This is a genomic window from Gordonia sp. (in: high G+C Gram-positive bacteria) (genome assembly GCF_049647785.1).
Lineage (GTDB): Bacteria > Actinomycetota > Actinomycetes > Mycobacteriales > Mycobacteriaceae > Gordonia.
On the sequence record NZ_JBARYI010000053.1, the window covers coordinates 1 to 13,323 of the forward strand.

Here is a 13,323-nt window from a genome sequence, read left to right on the forward strand (position 1 = left end):
GGCCTGATGCACGCGCATCAGGCCCGCTACCGGGCAGTGAAATTAGATTCGGCTGGTGCGGCTGTGAGCGTAGTAGACATACACGCCGGTTTCAGTGGTCACCGAAATCTTGGCAAAGGGACGGACGGAGACCGGGCCGACCGCATTGCTGACATTGAGCTCAACACCCGACAAGACGATGTCGGCGACCGGCTTGGTGAGGGCAATCTTGGCGAGCGTGACGGTCGTGATCTTTCCTGCGTCAACGGTGAATTCGAGTTCGGTGGACGGGATGATGTTCGACGACGCGCCGAGTTCGGTTCCGACCTCGCCGAGGGTGAGCCCGCCGCCGGTCCCGGAAACGGTGCCTTCGGGAGCGAACTTGGCATTGACCCCACCTGACAGGGTCAGATCCGGAGTCTTGGTTTTGATGTTGACGCCACCGGGAGCGAGCGAGACCGGGTATCCGATTTGATAGCCGAGTTCGAGGGTGGCGCTGACCTTCTTGCCAGTGATCCCGGTAAGCGCCGTGTGGACGTCTGATGACAAAAGCGCTTCAGCGGTCATGGGCGAACTGTCGAGTGGCGGCAGTTTTTGTACCGATACCTGATTGGTGCTGAGCACCGTGGTGACACCCTCGCGCGTGGTGTAGGTAGCGGCCGATGCGGTTGAAGGGAGGAGGGCTGCGGTGGCAACGAAGGCGGTCGCGACGGCAGTGAGGGCTTTCAGACGCTTGGTCATGGTGATCAGTTATCCCGACGATTTGGAAGGAGTGCTTGCCTGATTGGCCAGCAGCAACCACGCTATGGACGCGGCGGCGTCGAATCGAAAAGGGACTCCGCAAATTCGATCATCTATGCAGGTAGAAGGATCAAAGAATTTATCCGGTCCGGAGAATCTGGGTCCGATTCATTCGATTCTGTCGCCGGAAGCCCCGCCGCGGGAGCGTGCAAGGGCTAAAACCGACTGGGTCCGATAGCCTTAGCGCGGTGACCGCCATGCCGCCGGAAAGCGAGTTCGGTCCGGCGCTCGCGAGGTTGTTCCGCCAGGCCGGCAAGCCGACGCTGCGTGTTGCGTCGGAGGCCTTGGCACGGTCGCGGCGGGCCGATGCGCCGACACCGCAGCGCATCAGCGACTGGCGCAACGGGCGACATATTCCGCGCGATTTCAACGACGTCCTTCCGCTCATCCTGTGGCTCAATCAACGTGCCGTCGATGCGGGTGCCACCGGTTTGGTCAGCGTCCGCGACTGGGAACGGCTGTGGCGACTGCATCATGAGAGCCGCGGCAAAGCCGAACTGGACGACCCGTTTCCTGGCCTCGCATCGATGCGAGCGAGCGACCGCGACCGCTATTTCGGTCGCGACGCAACCATCGCCGAACTCACCGACGTGCTGTTCCGGGCACGAGAAAGTGCGGAGAACCGTGTCGTCATTGTGACGGGTGTTTCGGGTGCCGGAAAGTCGTCATTGCTCGGTGCCGGACTCGCCCGGGCGCAGACTCCGTGGAACGCCCCGGTGGCGCTGCGCGTGGGAAGCGACGTGCTGATCGGAGACGAAGCCCCGGCAGGCAGTCCACTCGTTGTCGTCGACCAATTTGAAGAGGTCTTTGGCCTGGCCGAGACCGACCAGCAAGCAATTTTCGACGCGGTGGCCGCACATTCTGATGCCGGGAGCGTCGTAGTTCTCGGTATCCGCGCCGACTTCTTTGGGCAGACAGTCGAGGTGCCAATGCTTGCCAAGGCATGGCAGGACCGGTCGATAATCGTCTCAGAAATGTCGGACGACGAGCTTCGTCGAGTCATCACCGAACCGGTTCGGTTGGCGGCGGGCAAAATCGACGACGGCCTCGTCGACCTAATTTTGGACGACCTGCACCGGGCGACCTCGGTCGGCGACCGCGCCGGGCGACTGCCGCTCCTAGCCCACGCACTGCAGGTGATGTGGTCGCAGCGCAAAGGTAACCGCCTCACGATTAGCGCTTACCGCGAGACCGGGGGCATTACCTCCGCGCTGGCTGAGACCGCCGAGGAGACGTGGGCGGCGCTCGACCCGGCAGATTCCGACGAGGCGCGGGCGGTGCTGCTGGCGCTGATGCAATTCGGGCCAAACCGAACGCCGATGCGTCATGCGGTGTCGCCAGCCGAACTACGTTCTCGCTTCTCGGCTTCGGCCGGAGGCATTATTGACGCCTTCTCTGATGCTCGACTGATCACCGTGAGCGCCGATGCGGTGACCTTCATTCACGACGCAGTGTTGTCGGCGTGGCCTCGGATGGCCGGATGGATTGCCGAGGATGCAGACCTGATTCAGTGGCGGCAGCAGGTTTCCGATGATGCCAAAGCCTGGGCCGAGAATGGCCGACGCGACGACTACCTGTACAGCGGGGCACGCTTGGGTACGTCGTTGGAGAATCGCGCCGAACTCGGCGAGCACCGACAGGTGCTGCTCTCGACGGGTGCCACCGAGTTTCTTGCGGCTGCCGACCAGAAACGAGTGGCTGCTCGCCGCCTGCGCTTGGGTGCGGTCGCCCTGGTAGTGGTACTGGCGCTGGTCTCGGTGATCGCGGCGCTTGTCGCGATCAACCAGACGGCCGATGTGGCCAATCAACGCAATGAAGCAGAGCACGCGGCGGTGATGTCGAGCATCGACGGGCTGGTCGGCACCGATCCGTCATTGGCGGCACGACTGTTGGCCGTCGCAGATCAGACCTACCCGAACGATGGCGAGGCGCGAAGCGGACTCCTCGCCGCGTCGACATCACCGTTGGCGCGTTCCCTGCAGGGACATTCCGGTCCGGTGTACGACGTGGTGTTCTCCGGCGACGGAAACCTCCTCGCGTCGGCGAGCAACGACCGTACGGTCCGACTGTTTCAGCGTGGATCGGCGGTAAACGGATCGACTCAGGCGGGATTCAAGGAGGTTGCGACGCTGGCGGGGTTTGGCGATTTCGTTACTTCGGTGACTTTCGACAATTCAGCGAAGCTGCTGGCTGCTGCCAGCGGCGACGGCACGGTGCGGGTGTGGAACATCGCTGATCCGGCAAGGCCGAAGCAAACGGGAATCCTCCGGCCCAATGCGGGAGTGCTGTATTTGACGCGCTTCTCGCCGAGTGGCAAGCATCTGGTGACGTCGGCCGACGACGGCACGGTTCGCGTCTATCGGGTCGATGGGGATCGACCTCCGGAGCAGACCGCCGTGTTGCGCGGGCACACCGCGTCGGTGCGGACGGTGGCGTTCAATTCGACGGGCTCGATTCTTGCGTCCGGCGGCGAAGACCAAACCGTCCGACTGTGGAAGGACGCGGACTCCGACACTCCCACGCCGGTGGGTGTGCCGCTGGACGGTTTCCCGAGCATCACCCATGCGCTGGCGTTCTTGCCCGGTGACGCAGTGCTGGCGGTGACCGGTGACAGCGCCAACGCCCAACTGTGGAATGTGGCGAACCCCGATCAGCCACGACCCAACGACGAAGATCTGCCGGGCGTCGCTGGCGGCTCATGGTCGATGAGTGCCAATTCGACGCAGCCGCTGCTGGCTCGCGCTGGAACCGACGGGGTGGTGCGAGTCTGGAATACGGTGTCGCCGGAGAATCCGTTGCCGCTGTGGGAATTGCAGCGATCGGCCGCCCCGGGTGCGGTCGGTATGCTCAGCGCTTCGTTTAGCCCCGACGGTCAAGAGTTGGTAGTCGGGCGTACTGACGGAACGATTGATTTGTGGACCTTGCCGCCGGATATGCTCATCGACCGCGGTTCGCTGATCAGTGGGGTCGACCTCGATGCCGAGCGCAATCGGTTGGTGACCGTCGGCGAGGATGCCCGCCTCAATGTGTGGGCGAACACCGACGGTAAATGGCGGAAGCGCTCGAGCATTGGTATCCAGAGCAAGGCGAATAATCGGCCGCGGGTCGCCGTCACCACGGATGGTTCGCTTGTGGCGACAGCCAACAACAACGGCGAACTTGTCGAACTTTGGGACATTGTTGACGTGGACCACCCGCGGCGGGTTGGCGAACTCCGGGTTCATACCCGCTTTACCAATGCGATTGCGTTTGCCCCTGGTACCCGGCAATTGGCTACGGGTGCCGATGATCGTCGGATCCAGCGGTGGGATGTCACCGATCCGGCAGCTCCCCGCGCCGTGGGGGAACCCCTCGCAGGCCCGGAAGACTTGATCCGGAGCGTGGCGTACTCGGTAGACGGGAAGCAGTTGGCCGTCGGGGCCGACGATGGCAATGCTTACGTCTACCGCCTCAATCAGTCAGATGGCGCACCGCTGGTGGTGCCGATGGGGGAGCAGGTCACCGCCGTCGTCTTCGCCAGTGATGGTCGCTTCCTGGTTGTGGCCGCCCGCGACCTCGCGGTGTGGAATGTCGCTGGGACGGAGGCCGACCAGGTGAGCCGGGTGCTCGACGTGCATGCGGTTGCCATTGGCAGGGCCGGGAAGCATTTGCTCGTGGGGACCGAGACGAGGGAAATTACGGACTTCGCCATCGGCTCGGACGGAGCCCTCGGTGAAGGTGCCGTGATTTCTCCGGTACTTGGCGGTCTGCGGAACGTGTCGCGATGGGTGCTGCCAGCCGATGCCGGGCCGGGGCCCCAATACCCGACAGCCGGTGACGGCACCGGTGTCGTCTACTTGCAGACCACCGATAGCGGAGCTGCCCGCGAGTGGATATGTGCGACCACCGGGCCGCTGTCGCCAGATGAACGCGACCGCTACCTGGGGCGGGTTGACGCGAACGACGGCTGCTGAGCGCCAGTCGGATCCCGCTATCTCATCTTGGGTTCCCGGAGTGCGGCGTATGGCGCGACAAAGGTGTGCAATAGTTCGCACTCTTCGGAGACCAGATAGGTGGGATCGGGAATTCCCCACACCTCTCGGAAGGCAAACTGTGCGGCCATCGCGGCGGCGTCGACGCTGCGGCTGTTGAACTCGCGAATACAAGTTTCGTCGCGCAGTGACCGCCATTCCTGCGCCTCGAGGAGTTCGATGCGGGCGTCGATTTCGGGCTGATACGGGTACAGGCTGCGTTCTTCGATCGTGAGACGCAGCCGGTTATTGCCGGTCAGCGTAAACCTGACATCGGGCTGCGGACCAAACATTTCGGTCCAGAGCGAATACACCTTGATGGGGTCGCGGGCCCGCATCCGGTCGAGTTGGTCGGCGAGTTCACACCGAAAGGTAAGCCACGCCCTGTCAATCGCTGCGTCGAACGCAGTCTCAAAGAAGGTGTTGTCGCCGTCTTTAAAGGCGGAACTGTCTTTGAATTCGGGACCGCTGACCATGGTGACCTCCCTGCAAAGGTTGGCCCCACGGTAACAGCGTCTACCGACAGTTTTGTGGACTCCGGGCGGAGCGGTTAGACCCGAGCTTTGGTGCGGGCATCCGGTGTGCGGACTTCGCTCGCGGCTTTTCGGGTAGAGATGGCCATCGAGATGGCGCCGCAGGCCGTGATCAGGAAGATGATTCCGGAGACGATGGCCGGGGCCCAGAAGTTCACCGAGATTGAGGCGAACGTATCGGTGCCAGCAATTACGCCGAGAATCACCGTGGCGATGGCGGCAATTGCCGCAGTGATCGCGAGAATCTGACCGAAACGCGACGCGCGTTCGTCGAGTCGCTCACCGATGAATCCGGCGGGTCGGTCACCGGTGTAGGTGCGTCGCCACAGGTGGAAATCGAGGGCATTCCCGACGTGTTCCCAGCCTTCTTGCTCGCGGAACCGGAAGTAGTCGACGGGAGCGGGAACTGCTCGGCGCTCCACGGCGTATCGGACTTGGGCCGGGGCGGAATCGACAAACGTCATCCGTACGGGGCTGAGACGGTCGTAGCCGGTCAGGATCTGACCGCTGGCTGCCTTGTTCTCGAGCCAAAGTTCGAGATCGGCCGGTGCCGGATGACGCAGTGCTGCGAACCACGAAACACTCACGGGAACCTCCTGGGTTGAGCATCGTGTGTCGGCCCGATGTGTTCTGTTCGATAGCAGGGTTCTGTTCGATAGCTGCGGGCCGAGTTGTAACTCCACTGTTCCGCGCGCGCGGAACACCCGTCAAGCAATTTGAGACAGGTATCACGATGCGTCTCTCTTTGCCGCTAAGACATATTAAGGGCCCGTACGCAATTGCGTACGGGCCCTTAAGATCTTTCGGCTAGCTGGTGCTCTGCCAGCTAGCAGAAGTGACAGTGAGTGACTCGCCGGAGGCCGTGCTCACCGTCCACACCTGATCAGAATCGGTAGCGGAACTGACCGCAGACGACTGCAGGGACGATGCGGAGAACTCGCGGCTCGTGCCATCGGAACAGGTTGCCGACACCGTTGATGAGTCGATCGTCGACGGGATCGTGCACGTGACCGACGCGCCGCCCGAAGTGAACGTCAACGAGCCGATCGTGTCGCCTGATCCACTGAAGGACGTCGGCGTTGCCGTTGGTGTCGATTCGGTGGTGGCAGGGGCCGTCGTCGTTGTCGGTGGCGCGGCGCTCGGGGTGGTCACCGAAGGCTCCGGGACGAGTGGAACGGAGGTGGTCGGCGGTGCCACACCGGGTGTCACACCTTCGGAGGAAGGTGCTGGCACGTTGGGCACACCCGAGGTTTCCGACGCGTCCGGTGCTCCCGGTGCTCCCGGAACTGGGGCATTGGCGTCGCTGGAGACGGTTGACTCCGGTTGGCCGGAAATACCTGGTAGCACGATCGGCGGGACACCGTTGTTGGCGGCATTGCGCTCGACCATCGCCGGTGCTGGCTGATCCGTACCGGGCTCGAGGCCCTGGCGCTCGGCATCGGCAGCGTCGGCAAACGTCGGTGCCGCGTTGCTGGCGAACGGATCGGGCAACTCGACCTCAGGGGGTGGCGGCGGTAGCTCCAAGGTGCCGCCGACCGACACCGAGTCCAGCACGCCGGTGACAATGTTGATCAGTTGCAGCGGGGCGTTGGGAGCGGGGGCTGGCGCCGGATTGTTGATGATCGTGGTCGTGTTGTTCACGTTCGTCACGTACCGGTTATTCGTGGTGATCCGGGTGACGTTCTGGGTGTTGTAGGTGTTCCATGGATGCCCCGTCACTCGGTATCCACCGACTGGGGCAGCTGATGGCGGGCGCAGAGGGTTGCCGCAGGCGCACACCGCGCGGGGAACGCCCGCCGCGTCAACATAAACGGGGGTTCCGGCTTGCAGCACCGACTGGAAGGGGGATGCGGTGCCACTGCGGAAGGCGTAGTTGGTGACCCACGTGTCTGCGGTGAGGACGACGGGCGTCAGGGTGTTCAAGTACCAGGGGATGTCACTGGCGTTGATACCGAAAACGCTGGCCCAGGCCCGTCCCGCTGCCGGGTTGGCAGCGAGGTCGTTGCCGAGTTTGGCGGTGTCGCAGATGGCCTCGCCGGTATTGGCGTACAGGCCCGGCGCAGTCCCGTTCACCAGGCGAACGCCCAACTCCGATGCTGTGGGCACCTGGTTCTGCATGGGTACGGTCCGGTTGGTCAAGGCAACCGACGGGGTAAATGGGTCGGGGCCAGCGTCGTCAGCCGACCGCAGAGTCAGTGTGGGGAAGAGGTCCTTGCCGGTCTTGTCGCTGTACAGCTTCAATGCGCCGAGCCCGACGATGAGCGCGAGCACCGCAACGATCGCGGACAGGATGAGCGTCAACCGCCTCTTGCTGCGGCGTGCTGCCGCCGCCGCAGCGGGATTTGGCTGTGCTGGACCGCCGAAGCCTGGATACATCGGACCGCCCGGAGGTGGATAGGTCATCGTCTCTCCTCAAAGTTTGCGACGTATCCGATCGTGAGTTTGGTTTGTTCGTCGCCCCTGTTGTAACAATCGAGGACCGCCGTTCAAACGTCACAGGCCAAGAGTGGTTTAAGGCGTTCGGAGGAACGGAATCATCTAATCGGCTGTCACTAGTGCCGGGACGGTGCCGGGCACCGGACGTAGACTCACAATCGTGAGGCCGGACCGGGGAGGGCGAGCCAGGTGATTCAAAATGTGACAGCTGAGGGCACTAGCGCCACGGGTGAAACCCGGATTATCGCCGCGGAAGCCGTCATTGCTGGCGACACGGTGCACCGCCCGGGGTGGCTCGCGGAACTCGGCGGCGTGATCAGCGGAATCGGCGCTGGTGAACCCCCGAGGAAGCCGGATCTCAACTATCCAGACGGAATTGCCGCCCCTGGCTTCGTTGACATGCACGTCCATGGCGGCGGAGGGTCGTCGTACACCGACGGCGATGCCGCCGAAGTGCGCGCTGCGGCTGCCTTTCATCGCGAACACGGAACCACCACCACTATCACCAGCACGGTCAGTGCCGGACCGGACCAGTTGCGCGCCACAGTCGAACGACTTCGCGACCTGGTGCACGCTGGCGTCAGTGCGGGCATCCATCTGGAAGGCCCGTGGATTAGCGAGTCTCGTTGCGGTGCACACGATCCCGAGGTCTTGCGGAACCCCGACCGTAAGGAAATCGCGGACCTCCTTGAAGTTGCCGACGGAACCATAGCCATGGTGACGCTGGCACCGGAACTACCCGGTGCTTTCGATGCGATTGACCAATTTGTTGATGCGGGAGTCGTCGTCGCGGTTGGGCATACCAATTCCACCTACGACCAAGCACGCGAGGCGCTTCGCCGTGGCGCGCGCGTGGCAACCCACCTCTTCAACACCATGCCGCCGCTGGGGCATCGCGAACCCGGTCCAGTGCTGGCACTGATGGAAGACCCTCGCGTGGTGGTCGAATTGATTGGCGACGGGGTCCACCTGCACCCGGCGCTGGTGCGCGATGTACAACGGGCGGTCGGCTTTGATCGGGTAGCCCTCGTTACCGACGCGATGGTGGCTGCCGGGAAGCCCGATGGCGCATACCAATTGGGTTCCCTCGACGTAACCGTCGCGAACGGAATTGCCAGGATAAGCGCGACCGGAGCGATAGCGGGCAGCACAGCCACCATGGGCGGACTATTCGCTCGCAGTGCGCATGGGCTGTCCGACGGTGCCCCGAACGCCAGCGATGAAGTGCTAATCGCTTGTGCCGCAATGACTTCTGGAAACCCGGCCCGAGTTCTGGGTCGCGCCGATGTGGGTGCGCTAACGGTCGGACGTCGCGCGCACGTGGTGATTCTGGATCAGGATCTGCGTGTCAATCATGTTCTCGCAGGCGAATAGCGGGCGCAAACTCAGGGTAAAAGCGATAACCGCGAGTCGCTTCGTCCGAATTTGACACAGTAAGGTCACAATTGAGCCGGTCGGGCACACCGACACCGACCAGAAACTTTTGGAGGTATACCGCGATGAGTGGGAAAAAGAGTCTGATCAAGCGCCTGGAAAAGGAAGTCCGACGGCTTTCCGCCGAGGTTGTTGCGATGCGCGACGCCATGCTGACCCGCTACCCCCTGACCGCAGGCCTCGTCCCGAAGAAGGACGACGCGCCGGAACTCGCACCGGCACCCAAGCCGGAACCGAAGCCAGCCCCCGCCAAGCCTGCCGCAGCCGCACCTAAGCCCGCTGCTGCCAAGCCTGCTGCCGCGAAACCCGCGGCTGCCAAGCCTGCTGCTGCCAAGCCTGCTGCTGCCAAGCCTGCTGCTGCGAAACCTGCTGCTGCCAAGCCCGCTGCTGCCAAGCCCGCTGCTGCCAAGCCTGTTGCCGCCAAGCCCGCTGCCGCCAAGCCCGCTGCTGCCAAGCCTGCCGCTGCACCTAAGCCTGCCGCTGCTGCACCCAAGCCTGCTGCACCCAAGCCTGCCGCTGCCAAGCCTGCCGCACCGAAGTCGTCGCGCGCGTCGAAGACCGTCGCAGAATTGCGAGCCGAGGCCAAGGACGCGGGAATCAAGGGATACTCGACGATGAAGAAGGCCGAACTACTCACTGCGCTCGGCTAACCGTCGAAGAGGAGAATCGTTGTCCACCGTCGTTAAGGGAGTTATCTCCCGAGTCAAGAACGCGCCGACCGAACTAGTCGACATTGTGATTCCCGACCCCGGGCCCAACGACGTGGTGGTGAAAATCAATACCTGCGGCGTGTGCCATACCGACCTCGCGTATGCCACCGGCGGTATCAACGATGAGTACCCATTCCTGCTCGGTCATGAGGCGGCAGGCATCGTCGAATCCATCGGTGAAGCTGTCACGCACGTTGAGGTCGGCGATCCCGTCATCCTCAACTGGCGTGCCGTGTGTGGGGAATGTCGGGCATGCAAACGCGGGCGCCCATGGTTGTGCTTCGACACCTTTAACGCAAGCAAGCCGATGACCTTGGTTGACGGCACCGAACTGAGTCCGGCATTGGGAATCGGCGCTTTCGCCGAGAAGACCCTCGTTCACGAGGGCCAGTGCACCAAGTTCGACGACGCCGCCGACCCGGCCGTGGCTTGCCTGCTCGGCTGCGGCGTCATGGCGGGCCTTGGCGCGGCCATGAACACCGGTGAAGTGGGCCGGGGCGACTCCGTAGCTGTCATCGGTTGCGGCGGTGTCGGCGATGCCGCGATTGCCGGCGCTCGCCTGGCCGGTGCCACCACAATCGTTGCCGTCGACCGCGATGCGCGAAAGCTGGAGTGGGCCAAAGACCTTGGCGCAACGCACACCGTCGACGCGTCGACGGTCGAGAATGTCGCGGAGGCCGTCAAGGAGCTCACCGGTGGTTTCGGCGCCGATGTGGTGATCGACGCCGTCGGACGTCCGGAAACCTACGAGACCGCCTTTTACGCGCGTGACCTTGCAGGCACCGTGGTGCTGGTGGGTGTTCCGACACCCGAGATGCGGTTGGAGATGCCGCTCGTCGACTTCTTCAGCCACGGCGGCGCACTCAAGTCGTCTTGGTACGGAGACTGCCTGCCCGAACGGGATTTCCCGATGCTGATCGATCTGTTCCTGCAGGGACGCCTTCCCCTCGACAAGTTTGTTACCGAGCGGATCGGCATCGACGGCATCGACGCCGCTTTCCACGCTATGGAGCAGGGCAATGTGTTGCGTTCGGTGGTGGAGCTGTGAGTCTCGACATCAAGCGCGTCGTCACTTCCGGAACGTTCTCGCTTGACGGCGGAACCTGGGATGTCGACAACAATGTTTGGGTCATCGGCGATGAAGCTGAGGCCGTCATCATCGATGCCGCGCACAGTGCGGCCCCGATCCTGGAGGCCGTCGGCGACCGCAAGGTGGTCGCTATTGTTCTGACGCATGCCCATAACGATCACATCGGTGTTGCACCCGAACTTGCCGAAGCCACCGGCGCGCCAGTGCTGCTGCATGCTGCCGACGAAATGCTTTGGGAGCAAACCTTTCCCGGCGCACCTCACGGTGAGCTGACCGACGGTCAGCAGATCGCCGTCGGCGGAGAAACTCTCGAGATCATCAACACGCCAGGCCACTCGCCGGGGTCGTGCGTAGTGTGGGCACCGTCGGAGCGCGTGCTGTTCAGCGGCGACACCCTGTTCCAGGGCGGGCCGGGCGCGACGGGACGGTCGTTCTCGAGTTTCGACGACATCATCGCCTCCATCCGCGACCGCATCCTCGTGCTGGACCCGGCAACCCGCGTGTGCACGGGCCACGGAGATGAAACGACCATCGGGGCCGAGGCAGGAGACCTCGACGAGTGGATTCGTCGAGGCCACTGACCAATTCGGCAATGACGCTAATCCAGTGATCGAGGTGCCGCCACGGTGATGGGTACGCGAGGACTGCCGCCCGCACTGCGCGGATATCAGCGCGGTTGGTTGCGGCCGGACATCCTCGCGGGCCTGTCCCTGGCGGCCGTCGCAATCCCGGAGGCGATGGGCTACGCGTCGATCGCCCAGGTCCCGCTCGGTGCGGGCCTGTATTCGTTGATCGTGCCGGCAATCGTGTTTGCACTTGTGGGCGCGTCGCGGCTGCTGGTTGTCGGAGCCGACTCGGCAACAGCGGCGCTGCTCGCATCGGGAATCGCCGGGTTGGGCATGGCTGGCGTATTACCCGGCAGCGGCGAATGGTTGGCGTGGGCGGGCCTGATTGCGGCGGTCACGGGCGTGATGCTGCTGATCGCTTGGACACTCCGCCTCGGTTTTCTCGGTGATTTTCTGTCGACGTCGGTGCTGGTCGGGTTTCTAGCGGGCGTCGGGGTCCTCGTTGTCACCGAACAGATTCCCGGAATGCTAGGCGAACCGAAACAGCCAGCTGACGGTGTCATTGGCAAGTGGATGGCCGTCATTGCCAATCTTGACCAAGCGCGCTGGCAGTCGGTGGCCTTCGCTGCGGCCACGTTGGTTGGTTTGGTGTTGGTGCGACGGTTTCGGCCGTCACTACCGATGCCGATCCTGGTCGTCATCGGTTCAATCGTCGCTGTGATGGTGTTTGGCCTCGGCGACTCGGTGCCGACGATCGGGAACGTTGATGCGGGCGTGCCGTCGGTTCGGTTCCCGCCACTCGACAGCGTCATCGCGAATATTCCGACGATCTTGACGATCTCGTTCGGTTGCCTGCTGGTGATTCTGGCGCAAAGCGCGGCGACCGCCCGGAGTTTCGCTCAGCGACACGGCGACCCGGTTGATGTGAACCGAGACATCCTCGGCTTGGCTGCCGCCAACGTCTCCGCAGCGTTGAGCGGGTCGTTTGTGGTTAACGGTAGTCCCACCAAGACGGCGATCCTCGATCAGCAGCGGGGGCGGACGCAGGTGGCAAATCTTGCCATGGCTGCGGTGGCGCTTGCGGTGGTCATTTTTGCGGCGGGCCCGCTCGGCAATCTCCCGGAGGCTGTTCTGGCTGCCATCGTGTTCGTAGTCGGTGCCGAACTGATCAACTGGTCGGGCTTCGCGCGGATCTGGAAGATCCGCCGCGTCGAATTCGCGATCGCCGTCCTCACTACCGTTACCGTCATCGGGTTTGGCGTCCTGACCGGCATTGTCGTGGCGATGGTTGCATCACTGGTCCAGATCATTCACCGGCAGTACCGGCCGGAACGATTCGTCGTCGGGGTCAGCGCGGACGGAGAGCGCCGCTATGAGAGTGCCCGTCCCGGGCATCAAAGCCTGCCCGGACTCATTGTCTTTCGGTATGACGCCGACCTGTTTTATGCGAACGTCGGTCGCTTCACCGACTCGGTGACCGCGTTGATTAAGGGGGCACCCGACCCCGTGCGGTGGCTCGTACTTGATTGTTCGGCGATCTCCGACGTCGACTATTCGGCGGCCACAGCGCTCAGCGACCTCATCGGTTACGTGCATTCGGTGAACGCCCGCTTTATTCTCGCAGGGGTAACGCCAGAACTGCGGGAGTCCCTTGAGACCGCGCAAATCATGGCAGATCTGGCCCCGGACAGCGTGTACCCGGGAGTTGGCGCAGCGGTCCGGGCGTTCCGGAAACTCGACGCCCCAGAGTCATAGCCGGCTAAC

Annotated in this window: 10 protein-coding genes; 6 read left to right on the forward strand and 4 right to left on the reverse strand. The window is 63.3% G+C overall.

Going from position 1 to position 13,323, the window contains the following annotated elements; all coding sequences use genetic code 11:
* Positions 1-42: 42 nt before the first annotated feature.
* Complete coding sequence (locus WBA38_RS08320; protein ID WP_424296870.1) at positions 43-720, reverse strand: MspA family porin; 678 nt, start codon at positions 718-720, stop codon at positions 43-45.
* Between the two features lie 257 nt (positions 721-977).
* Between WBA38_RS08320 and WBA38_RS08325 the strand changes: the two genes are divergently transcribed.
* The gene (locus tag WBA38_RS08325; protein WP_424322468.1) at positions 978-4,733 is read left to right on the forward strand and encodes an AAA family ATPase; all 3,756 of its coding nucleotides are present in this window, start codon (positions 978-980) and stop codon (positions 4,731-4,733) included.
* 17 nt (positions 4,734-4,750) lie between these two features.
* On the opposite strand, the gene WBA38_RS08330 is transcribed toward WBA38_RS08325, so the two are convergent.
* The 3 genes from WBA38_RS08330 to WBA38_RS08340 all read right to left on the reverse strand — a co-directional run bounded on the left by WBA38_RS08330 (position 4,751) and on the right by WBA38_RS08340 (position 7,726).
* Positions 4,751-5,266, reverse strand: a complete 516-nt coding sequence (locus tag WBA38_RS08330; protein ID WP_424296872.1) for a TY-Chap domain-containing protein — start codon at positions 5,264-5,266, stop codon at positions 4,751-4,753.
* 74 nt (positions 5,267-5,340) lie between these two features.
* A complete protein-coding gene (locus WBA38_RS08335; protein ID WP_424296873.1) occupies positions 5,341-5,910 on the reverse strand; it encodes a DUF2812 domain-containing protein in 570 nt (189 codons plus the stop codon).
* Positions 5,911-6,130: 220 nt separating this feature from the next.
* Positions 6,131-7,726, reverse strand: coding sequence for a DUF6777 domain-containing protein (locus WBA38_RS08340; protein ID WP_424295113.1), 1,596 nt, complete (start codon positions 7,724-7,726; stop codon positions 6,131-6,133).
* A gap of 222 nt (positions 7,727-7,948) precedes the next feature.
* Between WBA38_RS08340 and nagA the strand changes: the two genes are divergently transcribed.
* The 5 genes from nagA (at position 7,949) to WBA38_RS08365 (ending at position 13,314) form a co-directional block, all read left to right on the forward strand.
* Positions 7,949-9,133 carry an N-acetylglucosamine-6-phosphate deacetylase gene (gene nagA / locus WBA38_RS08345; RefSeq protein WP_424322462.1) on the forward strand — a complete coding sequence of 395 codons (1,185 nt, stop codon included), beginning with the start codon at positions 7,949-7,951 and terminating at the stop codon, positions 9,131-9,133.
* Positions 9,134-9,258: 125 nt separating this feature from the next.
* Complete coding sequence (locus WBA38_RS08350) at positions 9,259-9,843, forward strand: Rho termination factor N-terminal domain-containing protein (RefSeq protein ID WP_424322463.1); 585 nt, start codon at positions 9,259-9,261, stop codon at positions 9,841-9,843.
* Between the two features lie 19 nt (positions 9,844-9,862).
* On the forward strand, positions 9,863-10,951 hold the full coding sequence (locus WBA38_RS08355; protein WP_424294119.1) for an S-(hydroxymethyl)mycothiol dehydrogenase: 1,089 nt from the start codon (positions 9,863-9,865) through the stop codon (positions 10,949-10,951).
* Positions 10,948-11,574, forward strand: coding sequence for an MBL fold metallo-hydrolase (locus WBA38_RS08360; RefSeq protein WP_424294118.1), 627 nt, complete (start codon positions 10,948-10,950; stop codon positions 11,572-11,574). The genes WBA38_RS08355 and WBA38_RS08360 overlap by 4 nt, the downstream gene beginning before the upstream one ends.
* A 48-nt stretch (positions 11,575-11,622) precedes the next feature.
* Positions 11,623-13,314, forward strand: a complete 1,692-nt coding sequence (locus WBA38_RS08365; RefSeq protein WP_424294117.1) for a SulP family inorganic anion transporter — start codon at positions 11,623-11,625, stop codon at positions 13,312-13,314.
* Positions 13,315-13,323 lie beyond the last annotated feature (9 nt).

Coding starts and splice junctions, on each gene's coding strand:
- WBA38_RS08350 (WP_424322463.1), top strand. CDS start 9,259: ATGAGTGGGAAAAAGAGTCTGATCAAGCGCCTGGAAAAGGAAGTCCGA.
- WBA38_RS08325 (WP_424322468.1), top strand. CDS start 978: ATGCCGCCGGAAAGCGAGTTCGGTCCGGCGCTCGCGAGGTTGTTCCGC.
- WBA38_RS08340 (WP_424295113.1), bottom strand. CDS start 7,726: ATGACCTATCCACCTCCGGGCGGTCCGATGTATCCAGGCTTCGGCGGT.
- WBA38_RS08330 (WP_424296872.1), bottom strand. CDS start 5,266: ATGGTCAGCGGTCCCGAATTCAAAGACAGTTCCGCCTTTAAAGACGGC.
- WBA38_RS08320 (WP_424296870.1), bottom strand. CDS start 720: ATGACCAAGCGTCTGAAAGCCCTCACTGCCGTCGCGACCGCCTTCGTT.
- WBA38_RS08365 (WP_424294117.1), top strand. CDS start 11,623: ATGGGTACGCGAGGACTGCCGCCCGCACTGCGCGGATATCAGCGCGGT.